The 14,269-nt window shown below is 62.1% G+C and carries 15 protein-coding genes; 11 read left to right on the top strand and 4 right to left on the bottom strand.

All coding sequences use genetic code 11. The features are described 5' to 3' along the window. The first annotated feature begins 3 nt into the window (after window positions 1–3). Window positions 4–900 (top strand): helix-turn-helix domain-containing protein, encoded by an 897-nt coding sequence (locus AC07XZ_RS09140; protein ID WP_007953272.1) that lies wholly within the window; start codon window positions 4–6, stop codon window positions 898–900. Window positions 901–908: 8 nt separating this feature from the next. On the opposite strand, the gene AC07XZ_RS09135 is transcribed toward AC07XZ_RS09140, so the two are convergent. After that, complete coding sequence (locus AC07XZ_RS09135; RefSeq protein WP_007953274.1) at window positions 909–1,085, bottom strand: hypothetical protein; 177 nt, start codon at window positions 1,083–1,085, stop codon at window positions 909–911. 86 nt (window positions 1,086–1,171) lie between these two features. Then, on the bottom strand, window positions 1,172–2,077 hold the full coding sequence (locus tag AC07XZ_RS09130; protein ID WP_205350829.1) for a LysR family transcriptional regulator: 906 nt from the start codon (window positions 2,075–2,077) through the stop codon (window positions 1,172–1,174). Window positions 2,078–2,192: 115 nt separating this feature from the next. On the opposite strand from AC07XZ_RS09130, the gene AC07XZ_RS09125 reads away from it, so the two are divergent. Further along, window positions 2,193–3,071 (top strand): MBL fold metallo-hydrolase, encoded by an 879-nt coding sequence (locus tag AC07XZ_RS09125; protein ID WP_102687222.1) that lies wholly within the window; start codon window positions 2,193–2,195, stop codon window positions 3,069–3,071. A 46-nt stretch (window positions 3,072–3,117) separates the two neighbouring features. Then, a complete protein-coding gene (locus AC07XZ_RS09120) occupies window positions 3,118–3,732 on the top strand; it encodes an NAD(P)-dependent oxidoreductase (protein WP_102687223.1) in 615 nt (204 codons plus the stop codon). Window positions 3,733–3,927: 195 nt separating this feature from the next. Here the strand turns inward: AC07XZ_RS09120 and AC07XZ_RS09115 are convergent, their stop codons facing one another. Beyond that, window positions 3,928–4,806, bottom strand: coding sequence for a LysR substrate-binding domain-containing protein (locus tag AC07XZ_RS09115; protein ID WP_074688417.1), 879 nt, complete (start codon window positions 4,804–4,806; stop codon window positions 3,928–3,930). 139 nt (window positions 4,807–4,945) lie between these two features. On the opposite strand from AC07XZ_RS09115, the gene AC07XZ_RS09110 reads away from it, so the two are divergent. The 6 genes from AC07XZ_RS09110 (at window position 4,946) to AC07XZ_RS09085 (ending at window position 12,364) form a co-directional block, all read left to right on the top strand. Then, the gene (locus AC07XZ_RS09110) at window positions 4,946–6,583 is read left to right on the top strand and encodes a 5-guanidino-2-oxopentanoate decarboxylase (RefSeq protein WP_085745246.1); all 1,638 of its coding nucleotides are present in this window, start codon (window positions 4,946–4,948) and stop codon (window positions 6,581–6,583) included. Continuing rightward, on the top strand, window positions 6,580–8,031 hold the full coding sequence (locus tag AC07XZ_RS09105; protein WP_102687224.1) for an aldehyde dehydrogenase family protein: 1,452 nt from the start codon (window positions 6,580–6,582) through the stop codon (window positions 8,029–8,031). Before AC07XZ_RS09110 ends, AC07XZ_RS09105 begins: the two co-directional genes overlap by 4 nt. A 217-nt stretch (window positions 8,032–8,248) precedes the next feature. Next, on the top strand, window positions 8,249–9,352 hold the full coding sequence (locus tag AC07XZ_RS09100; RefSeq protein ID WP_085606688.1) for an ABC transporter substrate-binding protein: 1,104 nt from the start codon (window positions 8,249–8,251) through the stop codon (window positions 9,350–9,352). A gap of 186 nt (window positions 9,353–9,538) precedes the next feature. Next, the gene (locus AC07XZ_RS09095) at window positions 9,539–10,447 is read left to right on the top strand and encodes an ABC transporter permease (RefSeq protein WP_085606686.1); all 909 of its coding nucleotides are present in this window, start codon (window positions 9,539–9,541) and stop codon (window positions 10,445–10,447) included. Further along, entirely contained in the window at window positions 10,444–11,292 is an 849-nt protein-coding gene (locus AC07XZ_RS09090; RefSeq protein ID WP_064599073.1) for an ABC transporter permease, read from the top strand. Before AC07XZ_RS09095 ends, AC07XZ_RS09090 begins: the two co-directional genes overlap by 4 nt. A gap of 16 nt (window positions 11,293–11,308) precedes the next feature. After that, window positions 11,309–12,364 carry an ABC transporter ATP-binding protein gene (locus AC07XZ_RS09085; RefSeq protein WP_007960168.1) on the top strand — a complete coding sequence of 352 codons (1,056 nt, stop codon included), beginning with the start codon at window positions 11,309–11,311 and terminating at the stop codon, window positions 12,362–12,364. On the opposite strand, the gene AC07XZ_RS09080 is transcribed toward AC07XZ_RS09085, so the two are convergent. After that, the gene (locus tag AC07XZ_RS09080) at window positions 12,365–13,294 is read right to left on the bottom strand and encodes an AraC family transcriptional regulator (RefSeq protein WP_039765922.1); all 930 of its coding nucleotides are present in this window, start codon (window positions 13,292–13,294) and stop codon (window positions 12,365–12,367) included. A 335-nt stretch (window positions 13,295–13,629) separates the two neighbouring features. Here AC07XZ_RS09080 and AC07XZ_RS09075 point away from each other — a divergent pair, with 335 nt between their 5' ends. Together AC07XZ_RS09075 and AC07XZ_RS09070 are read left to right on the top strand one after the other, a co-directional pair. Further along, complete coding sequence (locus AC07XZ_RS09075) at window positions 13,630–13,983, top strand: putative quinol monooxygenase (protein ID WP_102687225.1); 354 nt, start codon at window positions 13,630–13,632, stop codon at window positions 13,981–13,983. 43 nt (window positions 13,984–14,026) lie between these two features. Continuing rightward, entirely contained in the window at window positions 14,027–14,269 is a 243-nt protein-coding gene (locus AC07XZ_RS09070) for a hypothetical protein (protein ID WP_007960172.1), read from the top strand.

The raw sequence follows: 14,269 nt of genomic DNA, 5'->3' as shown, positions 1-14,269 counted from the left end.
GTGATGAACAAGCCTGACCTGCCTTCGATTCCGGTGTTCAAGCTCTACGGTGAAAGCCTGGACTGGCCGACCCCTGACTTGCTGCACTGTGAAACCATTTCCAAACGCAGCCGCGAACACCAATGGGAAATCAAACCCCACCGCCACGCCGATTTGTGCCAGTTGCTCTTCGTATTCAAAGGTCAGGCAGAGCTTGAAATCGAAGGCCAACGCACGCAACTGAACGAAGCCGCGATCCAGATCCTGCCGCCGTTATCGGTGCATGGATTCCGTTTTTCCGAGGACGTCGAAGGATTTGTCGTCACCCTCGCCACACCGTTGATCAACCATTTGCAGGCGCAACTGGGCAGCGCGGTGCAGGCCCTGGCCCAGGCCGAAAGTTATCCGGCGGGCAAGGACGCGGAGTACCTCAACAGTCTGTTCGCCGCGTTGCAGGCCGAGTACAACGGCCATCAACCGGCGCGGGAAATGCTCATGCATTCGCTGGTCAGTGTGATCATGGTCTGGGTCAGCCGTCAGGCGATTCACCGTCACAACGCCACGCAACGTCCGCAGCGTCAGCGCGAATACCTCAACGGGTTCATTCAACTGGTCGAAGAAACCTACCGCCAGCACGTCAAGGTCGAAGACCTGGCCCATCGGCTGGGGATTTCCGTCTCGCACCTCAACGGCACCTGCCGTGAACTGGCGGGGCAGCCGGCGCTGCAGATCATGCACGAGCGTCAGTTGCTGGAAGCCAAGCGCCTGCTGACTTACACCAGCATGACCATTTACGAGATGTCCGAGGTGTTGGGGTTTTCCGATCCGACCAACTTCACGCGCCTGTTCCGGCGCCGGGTGGGGATCTCGCCAAAGGCGTTCCGCGACCGCTTGAAGGCCGAGCAGAACGACGACGCCTGAACTGTGTATCAGCGCAGGGCGTTGAGGGTGGCGTTGTGAGGGATGCAGCGCTCGAAGTTGCAGCTCGCGTACTCACGGGGCAGTTGCCGCAACTGCTCCACGCGCCACGCCGCGGTGCCGTACAGCGCCAGCGTGGCCGCGCAGGTGATGAAAATCGCGAGGTATCTTCTTGTTCTGGTGTTCATGGCGTTGACCTCTGAACGAATACCCTTGGGTACTACTTTCAGCATAGGTCAGCGCCGTGGAGTTGCCAGCGGCTCTGCGAACGGGATTACAGCCCGATATCCCATTGCGGGTTTTCGGGAAAGCGCTGCACCAGAAAATCCAGCATGCAGCGCAGCGCCGCCGGCATGTGCTTGCGCGAGGCATAGACGGCGTAGATGTTCATCTGCCGAGGCTCGGCGTGGGGCAGCAGGCGAACCAGTTCACCGCTGTGCACATGCACCCCGGCCTGATAGGTCGGCAGCATCGCCACGCCGGCGCCGGCCAGAGTCGCGCGCAGGAGGGTGCTGGCCTCGTTGGCGCTGATGTTGCCCTGCACCGGCACCGAAACCGGTTCGCCATCTTCCTCGAAGTGCCACAGGCTCTTGCCGAAATAGGAATGGGTCAGGCAGTTGTGCCGGCTCAGATCCTCGACCCGTTGTGGCTGCGGATGTTCCTGCAGATAGGCGGGCGCCGCGCAGACCACCGAACGGCAGACCGTCAGTCGCCGGGCGATCAGGTTGGGATCGAGATCGTTGCTGGTGCGGATCGCCAGGTCGATGCGCTCGTCCACCAGGTTCACGGTGCGATCGAGCATTTGCAGGTCGATGTTCACCCCCGGATACGCTTTGACGAACGCCGCCATGGCATCGGCCAGTTGCGCCTGGCCGAACGAGGTACTGACGCTGATCCGCAGCAAACCCCGTGGCGCATCGGCAGGTTCGCTGACGGCGGCCTGCATGTCGCCGGACAGCTCCAGCATCTGCCGGCAGCGCGGCAGGATTTCGTTGCCGGCGGCGGTCAGGCTCAACTTGCGCGTGGTGCGGTGCATCAGGCGCGCGCCGACCCAGTCTTCCAGTTCCGCCAGATAGCGCGACACCACCGGCCGCGACAGGTCCAGGTGATCGGCCGCCGCCGACTGGCTGCCCAGATCCACTACCGTGACAAACACCCGCATTGCTTGGAGACGATCCATGATTTGCCCGCTTTCAGAAACAAACTATGTTCAAGCATCGCATTTTTTGTAACGAGTCTGGCAACTAAGCTCTGTCCCCATCGCCAAGCACGGCATTCGAACAGCGGAGCAACCCATGATCGGCTTCACCACCCTCAAGCGCGTTTTACTGGCCACCGCCACCCTCGGCTTTGCTGCCCACGCAGCGGCCGCGAACCTGACCCTCGACGTCTACAACCCGGGCACCAACGCGATCTTCCCGGTGACTTCGGTACTGGTCAGCGGCGAGAAGGACGCGATTCTGGTGGACGCGCAGTTCGGCAAATCCCAGGCCGAACAAGTGGTGGAAAAGATCCGCGCCAGCGGCAAGCAATTGACCACCATCTACATTAGCCATGGTGACCCGGATTACTACTTCGGTCTCGACACCCTGACCAAAGCCTTCCCGGACGCCAAGGTGCTGGCCTCGCAACCGACCGTTGATCACATCAAGCAAACCGTCGACGGCAAACTCGCCTTCTGGGGGCCGAAAATGGGCGCCGACGTGCCGGCCAAAACCATCGTACCGGGCGTGCTCAAGGGCGACAGCCTGATGCTTGAAGGGCAGAAATTGCAGGTGGTCGGTCTGGAAGGCAAGCAGCCTGATCGCAGCTTCGTGTGGATTCCTTCGTTGAAAGCAGTGGTCGGCGGTGTGGTTGTCGCCGAGAACATCCACGTGTGGATGGCCGACACCCAGACTGCGCAATCCCACGCCGAATGGCTGGAAACCCTGCACTCGATCGAAACCCTGAAACCGAAAACCGTGGTGCCCGGTCACTACCTGGGTGACAGCGCCCGTTCGCTGGCGGCCGTGAAATTCACCGCTGATTACATCAAGGCGTTCGATGCAGAAACCGCGAAAGCCAAGGACTCTGCCGCGCTGATCGCCGCGATGAAAAAACGCTACCCGACACTGGGCGAAGAAAGCTCGCTGGAGCTGAGCGCCAAAGTCGCCAAGGGCGAAATGCAGTGGTAACCCGATTCTGAAAAACGCAGCACTCTCAAGCCAACTGGAGAATGTCATGAGCAAGATCGCAATCATTGGTGCCACCGGCCGTGCCGGCAGCCAACTGCTGGAAGAAGCCCTGCGTCGCGGCCACAGCGTCACCGCCATCGCCCGGGATACCTCGAAGATCGGCGCCCGCGCCGGTGTGGTCAGCAAGAATGTCGACGTGCTGAATGCAGCCGCGCTGCAAGACGCCGTCGCCGGTCACGATGTAGTGATCAGCGCCGCGCATTTCGCCACGGTGCCGGCCAGCGCGCTGATTGGCCCGGTGAAACAGGCCGGGGTGAAACGTCTGCTGGTGGTCGGCGGTGCCGGCTCGCTGTTGCTCCCGGACGGCACCCGCGTGATCGACAGCGCCGGTTTCCCGGCCGAGTACAAGGCTGAGGCCAGCGCTGGCGCGGCGTTTCTCGAGGCCTTGCGTCAGGAGAAGGAGCTGGACTGGACGTTCCTGTCGCCGTCGGCGCTGTTTGTCGAAGGCGAGCGCACCGGCAAGTTCCGGGTCGGCAAGGATGACTTGCTGGTGAGTGCTGAAGGTCAGAGCTCGATCAGCTTTGCCGACTATGCGATTGCGTTGATCGACGAAGTGGAAACGCCGAAGCATTCGCGTCAGCGGTTTACTGTCGGTTATTAAGTACTGAAAAGCCCCTCACCCCAACCCTCTCCCGGAGGGAGAGGGAGCCGATCGTGGGATGCTTGAAAATTACGCCGACTTGAACGGGATGTATTGAATCCATAATCGCCCAGATTTTTCAGGTCGATGTATTACGTAAGACACCTCGGTCAGTTCCCTCTCCCCCTGGGAGAGGGTTAGGGTGAGGGCAAGGCGTCACCGCGTATGAGCCTGCTCAACCAACCACCCCATCAACTCCTGTAACTTCGCCGACGGCTCCGACGCCGGCGCCACGATGTAATAGCCCAGTCCCGTCTTCACCTTCAGATCGAACGGCATCACCAGTCGCCCGGCGTTCAGGTCGTCGCCGATCAGTGACCAGTCGCCGATCGCCACCCCCGTCCCGTGGGACGCCATCGACATCGCCTGATCCAGCGTCTCGAAATGCTGACCGCTGGCGATGTTGCTCAAATGCAGTTCGGCGGCTTCAAGCCAGAGTGTCCAGTCGTCATCCGTGTGAGTCGGATGCAGCAGCAGGTGCTGTTGCAGGTCTGCCGGTGTGTGCAGGGCCGGCCCACCGTTGAGCAGTGTCGGCGAGCAGACCGGCGTCAGTTGCTCATCGAACAGATGCAGGGTCGCGGGTGAGTCGTGGGGCGCGGTGCCGTAGATCACCGCCGCGTCGAACTGCTCGCGATGAAAGTCCACCCCGTGCTGCAACGACGCCGTGAGTTTCACCGGCACGTCCGGGCGCTCGCGCTGCCATTGCAACAGCCGTGGCAACAACCAGCGCATCACGCAGCTCGGGGCCTTGAGTTGCAGGGTTTCGCGTTTGGCGCCGATCTGCTCCACCGAGTCGCCGATCAGGCTGAACACCTGCTGCACCCGTGGCAGCCATTCGCGACCTTCGGCCGTCAGCTCCAGGCCTCGGGCCAGGCGAATGAACAGCTCATAACCCAGATGTTCCTCAAGCCCCGCGATCTGCCGGCTCACCGCGCCTTGGGTGATGTGCAACTGCTCGGCGGCCCGGGTGAAGTTGCAGCACTGCGCGGTAATCAGAAACGTGTGCAGGGCGGGCAGGGGAGGCAGTCGTTTCATGTGGATCCAAGGTATGACGTGAGGACATGGCTAGTATGAGCTTTTATCGATTGTTGCGGCTACGGGTCGCCCGTTTCAATGAGGCCAATCACCGGTTCCTTTAAAGCCCGGTGCCTCAACGAACAAGAAGGGCAAAGACATGGCGACGTGTGGCGAAGTACTGGTCAAGTTACTCGAAGATTATGGGGTCGAGCAGGTGTTCGGCATTCCCGGGGTGCATACCGTGGAGCTGTATCGCGGGCTGGCCCGTTCGAGCATCAACCACGTCACCCCGCGCCACGAGCAGGGCGCCGGCTTCATGGCCGACGGTTATGCCCGCACCAGCGGCAAACCGGGTGTGTGCTTCATCATCACAGGTCCAGGCATGACCAACATCACCACCGCCATGGGCCAGGCGTACGCCGATTCGATCCCGATGCTGGTGATCTCCAGCGTGCAGTCGCGCAGCCAACTGGGCGGCGGTCGCGGCAAGCTGCATGAACTGCCGAACCAGAGCGCACTGGTCGGTGGCGTGGCGGCGTTCTCCCACACCCTGATGTCGGCGTCCGAATTGCCGGGCGTATTGGCCCGTGCGTTTGCGCTGTTCCAGGCCGGGCGTCCGCGTCCGGTGCACATCGAAATTCCGCTGGACGTGCTGGTCGAAGAAGCCGACGAACTGCTGACCAGCGTGCCGGTCAACATCGACCGCGCCGGTGCTGCGCCGGCCGCCGTGAGCCGCATGACTGAACTGCTGGCCGGCGCTCAGCGTCCGCTGATCCTCGCCGGGGGCGGCGCCATCGACGCAGCGGCCGAACTCACCGAACTGGCTGAGTTGCTCGACGCACCGGTGGCCCTGACCATCAATGCCAAAGGCATGCTGCCGTCCAGCCATCCTCTGCTGATCGGATCGACCCAGAGCCTGGTGGCGACTCGCGCTCTGGTGGCCGATGCCGACGTGGTGCTGGCGATCGGCACCGAACTGGCGGAAACCGACTACGACGTCACCTTCGCCGGTGGTTTCGAAATCTCCGGCAAGTTGCTGCGCGTCGATATCGATCCAGACCAGACCGTGCGCAATTACCCGCCTCACGTGGCGCTGGTGGCCGACTCGCGCAACGCTGTGCAAGCATTGCTGAGCGCGCTGTCGCACAAACCGCTGGCCGAGCGCCGCAACGATTGGGGTCAGGTACGCGCCGCGCGTCTGCGTGAAGACCTGGCCGCGACCTGGGATGCCCCGACGCTGGCCCAGACCCGTTTCCTCGAAACCGTGCTGCACGAATTGCCGAACGCAGTGTTCGTCGGTGACTCCACGCAACCGGTGTACACCGGCAACCTCACGTTCAACCCGGAGCGTCCGCGCCGCTGGTTCAACTCGTCCACCGGTTACGGCACCCTCGGTTACGCCTTGCCGGCAGCGATCGGCGCGTGGCTCGGTGGCAACCTCGAACACGGCGCACGTCCGCCGGTGGTGTGTCTGATCGGCGACGGCGGTCTGCAATTCACCCTGCCGGAACTGGCCAGCGCCGTCGAAGCGCGCACCCCGGTGATCATCCTGCTGTGGAATAACCAGGGTTACGAAGAGATCAAGAAATACATGGTCAACCGCGCCATCGAGCCGGTGGGCGTGGATATCTATACCCCGGATTTCATCGGTGTGGCCAAGGCACTGGGTTGCGCAGCAGAAGCGATCAGCTCGGCCGAACACCTGCGCGGTGCACTGCGCGTCGCCACCGATCGTCAGGGCCCGACCCTGATCGAAATCGACCAGACCCAATGGATGAAGGCGGTGGCCCAATGATCAATTTCCCGACCACACTCGACGGCCTGTACATCAACGGCCAATGGTCCGCCGGCCGCGAACACCTGCGCGTCATCAACCCGGCCACCGAAGCGCTGCTGACCACGGTCAATGGCGGTGACGAAAGCGCCGTCAACCAGGCTGTAGCGGCGGCGACCGAAGCCTTCAAGGGCTGGTCGAAAACCACCGGTGCCGAGCGCGCCGCGATACTGCGCAGCATCGCCAATGGCGTGCGCAACGGTCGCGAACATCTGATGAAGTTGCAGTCGAGCAACAACGGCAAACCGCAGTTCGAAGCGGGCATCGATGTCGACGACGTGATCGCCACCTTCGAGTACTACGCCGAACTCGCCGAAGGCCTCGATGCGAAACAGAACAGCAATGTGCCGCTGCCCAGCGATGACTTCAGCGCACGTCTGCGCCGCGAGCCGTGCGGCGTGGTCGGGCTTATCGTGCCGTGGAATTTCCCGATGGTCACCACCGCATGGAAACTCGCGCCAGCTCTCGCCGCCGGTTGCTGCGTGGTGCTCAAACCGTCGGAAGTCACACCGCTGCCGGAGCTGGAACTGGCGACCATCATTGCCGAATCCGGTCTGCCAAAAGGCGTGTTCAACCTGGTGTGCGGCACCGGTCTGGCAGTCGGCGCGCCGCTGTCGGCGGACCCGCGCATCGCCAAGATTTCCTTCACCGGCAGTAACGCCGTGGGTGTGCAGGTGATGCAGCGCGCCGCTGAAACCGTGAAGGGCGTGAGCCTGGAACTGGGCGGCAAATCCTCGCTGCTGATTCTGGAAGATGCCGACCTTGATCTGGCGGTGGAACTGGCCTGCGGTGGCGGTTTCTTCAACGCCGGGCAGATGTGCTCGGCCACCAGCCGGGTGCTGGTTGCCGATGAAATCGCCGATGAATTCCTGATTCGTCTGAAGGCCCGCGCGGAAAAAATCCGGGTGGCCGATCCGTTCGATCCTGAAGTCGAGATGGGCGCGCTGGTCAATCAGGCGCAGTACCAGCGTGTGCTCGGTCACATCGACCGTGGCCTCAGCGCCGGGGCCAAGCTGATCTGTGGCGGTAATCGTCCGGCCGATCTGCCGCGCGGATATTTCTTGCAGCCGACGATCTTCACCGAAGTGCCCCTCGACAGTGCGCTGTGGTGTGAAGAGATTTTCGGCCCGGTGATCTGCGTGCGCAGTTTCGCTTCGGAAGCGGAGGCGATTGCCCTGGCCAACGACAGTCAGTTCGGGCTGGTCGCCAGTGTCGTCACGCGCAATGCCGAGACCGCGGATCGGGTCGCCAACGCCCTGCAGGCGGGGCTGGTGTGGCTCAACGCGCCGCAGGTGATCTTCCCGCAGACCGCGTGGGGCGGCTACAAACAGAGCAGCATCGGCCGCGAATTGGGGCCATGGGGCCTGGCGGCATTTCAGGAAATCAAGCACGTGATTCGCGCGCTCTGAATGCCCGAAAAAGGTCAGCGCATGCCTCGCAACGAGGCATGCGCCGGCGTCATGGCTCCAATGAGTTTTTATCGATAGTCAGGTGTTTTGCACGACCTCAGGATGAACCCGCAGACCACGCTCAAGCCCTTTGAAACCGGGCGCTTGAGCCATGTCGGTCAGGCAGATGCAAGGGTTGCGATCAGTCTCATACTTACAAAAAAAATGGGAGTCCTAAATGGGCGAGCACGATCTGAACAGGCGTCAATTCATCAAAACCGTCGGCGTGGCCTCGGTGGCCGCGGCGGCCATGAGCATGCCCTTCATCCGGGCCAGTGCCAGCGACACCCGCTTTGCCGGCAAGACCCTGCGCCTGCTGACCTGGTCCGATGACACGGGCCTCGCTGCACTGCGCAACATCGCTGCAACGTTCGAAGCCAAGACCGGCGCCAAAGTGATTGCCGACCGTACCGGCAGCACCTCGGAAATGGTCGCCAAGCTCAAGGCCGGTGGTGACCGCCCGCAGTACGACATCATCACCCTGGCTGGCGTCGGCGCCGAAGGTCTGGCGGCTGCCGGACTGCTGGAAAAACCCGATCTCAACCGTATTCCCAACCTGGTCGACGTCCCGGAAAAATACCGCACCGGGGCCAACGGTCACGGCATCGGTTACCTGCTGTGGTGCAACAGTCTGGTCTACAGCACCCGCACCCAGAAGGAAGCGCCGGACAGTTACGCCGCGCTGTGGGACGCCGATTTGGCACCAAGCATTTTCCTGCCGCCGCCGAACTGGACCGAGGCCATGGACCTGATCATCATCGCCGCCAAACTGGCCGGGGGTGACGAGCACAACATCGAGCCGGGCTTCAAGAAACTCGCCGAGCTGAAAGACCGCGTGGTGACCCTGGGCGAAAACCCGAACCAGATCGCCGAGCTGTTCCGCACCGGTTCCCTGGACATGGGCGGCCTGTATGCCCCGGCGTTTTTCCCCAAGCAGATCCGCGACCCGAACTATGGCCTCGGCGCCACGTTCGGCATGAAGGAAGGTTTCTACACCGACCTGATGCTTTCGGTAATGCCGAAGAACCGTCCGGGCGACACCGACCTGGCCTACGCCTTCATCGACCACTCCCTCGACCCGCTGGTGCAGGGCAAGATGGCCGAAGACATCTTCAACGGTCCGGTCAACGCCAAGGCGATCATCTCCGCCGAAGCGCGCAAGAGCCCGTTCATCCTCACGCCGGAGCAGATCGCGGAGAAGGCGATCATGCACGACAACGCCTTCCTGGCGACCGTGCATGACCAGTGGATTCGTCGCTACACGGAAATCTTTTCTTCCTGACGCAAACACAAACCTTCAGAACACCGCAAACCCCTGTGGGAGCTGGCTTGCCAGCGATGACGGCCTACCTGTCGACAGTGATGTCACTGACAGATTGCTATCGCGAGCAAGCTCGCTCTTACAGGTTTCTCGGTGGATTTGAAGGCAGTGTCTGTCAGTTGTTTTTCCATTGACGAGATCATTGCTATGGAACATCAATCCCTGACCCAACCGGTCGGCGCGGGTGACGCGCGCCCGGCGCGCGGTGTTTCGCCGACCGCGCGGGCGTGGTTTTTTCTCACGCCGTCGATGCTGTTTCTCGGCGTGCTGATTGCCGCCAGCCTGCTGGTGCTGCGCATGAGCGTCGGCACCAAGGGCGCGGAGTGGTCCGGTTTCAGCCTGGCCAGTTACGCGCAGTTGCTCGAACCCTACTACCTCAAATCGTTGCTGCTGACCTTGCGTCTGGCGCTGATCAGCGCGGTGATCGCCGTGGTGCTGGCGATCCCGGTGGCGTACACCATGTCGCGCCTGACCTCACCGTTCGTGCGACGGATTTTTCTGGCGGCGGTGCTGTTGCCGCTGCTGGTCAACCTGCTGCTGCAAAGCTATGGCTGGCTGGTGATCCTCGGCCCCGGCGGCATGCTCAACCAGACCCTGATGGGCCTGGGTCTGATCAAGCGCCCGATCATGTTGCTGTACAACCAGAACGGCGTGTTGATGGGCCTGGTGCAGACCGCTTTCCCGCTGGCCGTGCTGCCGATTGCCAGCGCCATGCGCGGTGTTGCTCGCAGCTATGAAGAAGCCGCCGCGACACTCGGTGCCAGCCGCTTTCAAGTGTTCCGTCAGGTGGTGTTGCCGATGAGTCTGCCGGGGATCATCACCGGCGCGACCCTGGTGTTCGCCTACAACGCCAGCAGCTTCGTGGTGCCGTTGCTGCTCGGCGGTCGGCGCGTGCCGATGCTCGCAGTGATGGTGCATGACCAGATCGCCCCGCTGATGAACTGGCCCGCCGCATCCGCCGCCGGTGTGGTGCTGATCGTCACCACGCTCGCCATCATGACCTTGTCCGAATACATCACCGGCCGCCGTCGCCGTCTGCTGGAGGCTTCGCAATGAGTGCCCTGATCAAGAAGCGTCAGTCGCTGTTGCCGGGCGACACCGGCAAGTTCGCCGGCATTCTTTCCGGGATCATTTTGTTCCTGGCCGTGTTGCCGATCCTGACCATGATCGTGATGTCGTTCAGCGGCGCGTCTAACCTTGACTTCCCGCCGAGCAGCTACAGCCTGCAGTGGTACAAAGCGGCGTGGCACACCTTCGTTTCGCCCGATGCCAGCGATGTGCTGAGCCTCGGCCAGGCCATGGGCACCAGTTTGCTGGTGGCGTGCCTGACGATGATTTTCGCCACGCTGATCGCGGTGCCGGCGGCCTACGCGCTGACCCGTTGCGAGTTCCGTGGCAAGGGTGTGGCGCTGCAGCTGATGTCGCTGCCGCTGGTGTTCCCGATGGTGGTGCTGGGGCTGGCGTTGCTGCTGGTGTTCGACAGCCTGCCGTTCCACATGACCACCTCGCGGCTGGTGATTGCTCACGTGATTCTGGCGCTGCCGTTCGTGGTGAAGAACTGCACGGCGGCCATGCTTTCCATCGGCAGCGAAGTCGAAGAGGCGGCGCAGATGCTCGGCGCTTCGCCGTTGCGGGCCATCGTCGATGTGGTGGTGCCGTTGATGAAATCGGGGATTCTGGCGGGGATGCTGCTGGCGTTCATCGTCTCGTTCAACGAATTCACCGTGACCTATTTCCTCTACACCATCGACGTCATGACCGTGCCGATCTGGATGTACAGCCGCACCGTGTCTTCGCTCGACCCAACCGTGTTCTCGTTTGCCGTGCTGATCGTGCTGATCGACTTCGTCCTGATCTGGGCGCTGGAGAAGCTGGTCGGTGAGGGCGGCGTTTCGTTCTGATTTCTTGAGGTGATTTATGTCTGGTCTGATTCTGGAAAACGTCGAGAAACACTACGGCTCGGCCTGCGCGGTAAAAGACGTCAACCTGCATTTGCCCGAGGGCAAACTGGTGTGCTTCCTCGGCCCGTCGGGCTGCGGCAAGACCACGTTGCTGCGCATGATCGCCGGGCTGGAAACCCTCACCGGCGGCGAGATCCGCCTGGACGGCGAGGACATCGGCCACACCCCGGCGCATCTGCGCAACTTCGGCATGGTGTTTCAGTCGCTGGCGCTGTTCCCGCACATGACCGTGGGCGAGAACATCGCCTATCCGCTGAAACTGCGCGGTGTGAGCAAGGCTGATCAACAGGCGCGGGTGGTGGAGTTGCTGGAGCTGATCCAGTTGCAACCGATGATTGATCGTCCGGTGGCGAAACTGTCCGGTGGCCAGCGTCAGCGAGTGGCGATTGCCCGGGCGATTGCTTCGCACCCGAAAATCCTTCTGCTCGACGAACCGCTGTCGGCGCTGGACGCCAAGTTGCGCGAGTCGATGCAGGTGGAAATCCGTCAGCTGCAGCAACGCTTGAACATCACCACCATCATGGTTACCCACGATCAACGTGAAGCCATGACCATGGCCGATATCGTGGTGGTGTTGGGCGAGCATCGGGTGCAGCAGGTGGGTACGCCGATTGAAATCTACCGGCACCCGGCCAACGAATTCGTCGCGGACTTTATCGGCTCCGGCAATATCTTCCCGGCCACCGCACTGGGCGATGGCAAGGTCGTGCTGCCGGGCGGCGATGCCCTGCAAGTGCCGATCTGCAGCAGCATCGTAGTCGGGCAGAAAGTGAAGATGCTGATTCGTCCCGAAGACCTGCAACTGTCGGCGCCCCAGGCCACGGCGGGCAATCGCCTGCTGGGCAAGGTGACGTTTGTGCGCGACATCGGCGCGACCATCGAGACTACGGTGGAGTGTTCCGGCGTGACGTTTACGGCGCTGAGTACGCCGTGTCAGGGCTTCGGTCTGGGGATCGGGCATCCGGTGTCGGTGACGTTGCCGAGTGAGGCGTGTCGGGTGCTCGGCGCCTGATCAGACACTCAATCGCAGGCGCGCCAGATCCCGCAACGGCGGCGCGCCAAACAACCGGCTGTACTCGCGACTGAACTGCGACGGACTTTCATACCCCACCCGATACCCCGCCGCCGACGCTTCCAGCCCTTCAGCCAGCATCAAACGCCGCGCCTCCTGCAGGCGCAGCTGCTTCTGATACTGCAACGGACTCATCGCCGTCATCGCCTTGAAACGGTGATGCAGGGTCGAGACGCTGAGGTTCACTTCCTTCGCCAGATCATCGATGCGCAGCGGCTGTTCGAAGTTGCCGTTGAGCCATTTGATCGCCTGGCTGATGCGGTGGCTCTGGCTGTTGGCGATGGCGATTTCGTACAGCCGATGGCCCTGCGGACTGCGCAGCAGGCGATAGAGAATCTCCCGGCGGATCAGCGGCGCGAGCATGGCGATGTCTTTCGGCGCGTCGAGCAGGCGGGCCAGACGCAGCACCGCATCGAGCATGGCGCTGTCGATCTTCTCCACATACAAACCGCGTCCGGTCGGACGGGTCGGCACGCCCATCGGGCCGGCATCGGCGATCAGCGCGGTGATTTCCGCAGGATCAATGTCCAGGCGCACGGCGAGGATCGGCTCTTCGGGCGAGACATTCACCACCCGACCACTCAACGGCATCGAGACCGATACCACCAGGTAATTAAGCGGGTCGTAATTGAAGAATTCGTCCGCCAGCCGTACCTCTTTGCGACCCTGGGCCATGATGCACAGCGCCGGTTGCGCGAGCACCGGGGCGAAGTCATGGGACTGGGTGTGGCGCGACATGAACAGCGAGCCGACGGCAGTGGCATAACTGCCATCTTCGGATGTGTTGCGGCGAATGATGGCCGCCAGTTCCGCGCGCTGCTTTTCCATGTCGGCATCGGGCGGCGCCTGAAAACGATCGAACGACGTCATGCACAGCCTCCTCGGCAAGGGATGGAATGGGAGCAGAGCATAAGTTTGTGCAAGCGCAAGCGGTAGACACATCCTGCGAAATGCTTGCCTGATCCTGCATGGGTTTGTTGACTCGTCCAGCCATAGCAGGACGCAGATCGTCAGAGTTGCCCGAAACCGGTGTGACAGGACGGTGACAGCAATTCACGACTTGTTACAGGTCTGCACGACAGTCTCGCAGGATTGTGCAACGCGACGGCAGGAATCGACTAACGGCGAACGGGAGGCGGCCCTTAACCTTGAATCCTGTCGCAGCCCGTCCCCGGCTGCCACGCGACTCCCTGGGAGGGTTGAACATGTCCAAGCAGATTCCCGTCAGTCATATGGCCTTCGTTCGAGCGCGCGCCGGACGCTCGGCGGAACTCGGCATGCGCCTGAGCGCCCTGATCGAACCGTCCCGTGCCGCCCCCGGTTGCCTGAGCTTCGCCTTGCAGCATTCGCAGTGTGATCCGGAGTTGTGGCTGGTCTCCGGTTTCTGGAACAACCAGCAATCGATGACCGCGTATTTCAGCAGCCCGTCGATGGAAATCTTTGCCGAGCTGGTGCAGGACCTGGTGGTCAACAGCCTGGATTTCCACACCTTCAAGGAAGTCTCGGCCGCACAGGCCGTAGGGCAATGCACTGCGCCGATACACAAACTCGCCGGTTGAATGTTTAATGTCGGGCTTATCCGATTGAGCCAGGACCTGCGATATGGCACGTAAAGAGTTCGAACACTTCGAAGCGGTTTCCGCTGTAGTCCCCGTCGAGTTGGGCGGCAACAAGGGTTATCACGCGGCGATCGCCGTCAAGGCCCTGGTCGACGGCGGTGCACCGCGCTTTCACAAATTGCTGAACGATCAGGTTTTCCCCGGCGCCATCGCGGCCGATGAAGCCGCGATCAATGAGCTGGACAAGCTCAAGGGCGTTACCGACGACGCCGAGCTGATCTGGTAA

The sequence above is a fragment of the Pseudomonas sp. GW458-11-26-14-LB4 genome (genome assembly GCF_059423925.1).
Note: the sequence above shows the minus strand (reverse complement) of the source record. Positions and strands in the feature narration are given on the sequence as shown.

Bases quoted from the DNA above. Each gene is read 5' to 3' on its own strand.
- AC07XZ_RS09140 (WP_007953272.1), top strand. From the start codon at position 4: ATGAACAAGCCTGACCTGCCTTCGATTCCGGTGTTCAAGCTCTACGGT.
- AC07XZ_RS09135 (WP_007953274.1), bottom strand. From the start codon at position 1,085: ATGAACACCAGAACAAGAAGATACCTCGCGATTTTCATCACCTGCGCG.
- AC07XZ_RS09130 (WP_205350829.1), bottom strand. From the start codon at position 2,077: ATGGATCGTCTCCAAGCAATGCGGGTGTTTGTCACGGTAGTGGATCTG.
- AC07XZ_RS09125 (WP_102687222.1), top strand. From the start codon at position 2,193: ATGATCGGCTTCACCACCCTCAAGCGCGTTTTACTGGCCACCGCCACC.
- AC07XZ_RS09120 (WP_102687223.1), top strand. From the start codon at position 3,118: ATGAGCAAGATCGCAATCATTGGTGCCACCGGCCGTGCCGGCAGCCAA.
- AC07XZ_RS09115 (WP_074688417.1), bottom strand. From the start codon at position 4,806: ATGAAACGACTGCCTCCCCTGCCCGCCCTGCACACGTTTCTGATTACC.
- AC07XZ_RS09110 (WP_085745246.1), top strand. From the start codon at position 4,946: ATGGCGACGTGTGGCGAAGTACTGGTCAAGTTACTCGAAGATTATGGG.
- AC07XZ_RS09105 (WP_102687224.1), top strand. From the start codon at position 6,580: ATGATCAATTTCCCGACCACACTCGACGGCCTGTACATCAACGGCCAA.
- AC07XZ_RS09100 (WP_085606688.1), top strand. From the start codon at position 8,249: ATGGGCGAGCACGATCTGAACAGGCGTCAATTCATCAAAACCGTCGGC.
- AC07XZ_RS09095 (WP_085606686.1), top strand. From the start codon at position 9,539: ATGGAACATCAATCCCTGACCCAACCGGTCGGCGCGGGTGACGCGCGC.
- AC07XZ_RS09090 (WP_064599073.1), top strand. From the start codon at position 10,444: ATGAGTGCCCTGATCAAGAAGCGTCAGTCGCTGTTGCCGGGCGACACC.
- AC07XZ_RS09085 (WP_007960168.1), top strand. From the start codon at position 11,309: ATGTCTGGTCTGATTCTGGAAAACGTCGAGAAACACTACGGCTCGGCC.
- AC07XZ_RS09080 (WP_039765922.1), bottom strand. From the start codon at position 13,294: ATGACGTCGTTCGATCGTTTTCAGGCGCCGCCCGATGCCGACATGGAA.
- AC07XZ_RS09075 (WP_102687225.1), top strand. From the start codon at position 13,630: ATGTCCAAGCAGATTCCCGTCAGTCATATGGCCTTCGTTCGAGCGCGC.
- AC07XZ_RS09070 (WP_007960172.1), top strand. From the start codon at position 14,027: ATGGCACGTAAAGAGTTCGAACACTTCGAAGCGGTTTCCGCTGTAGTC.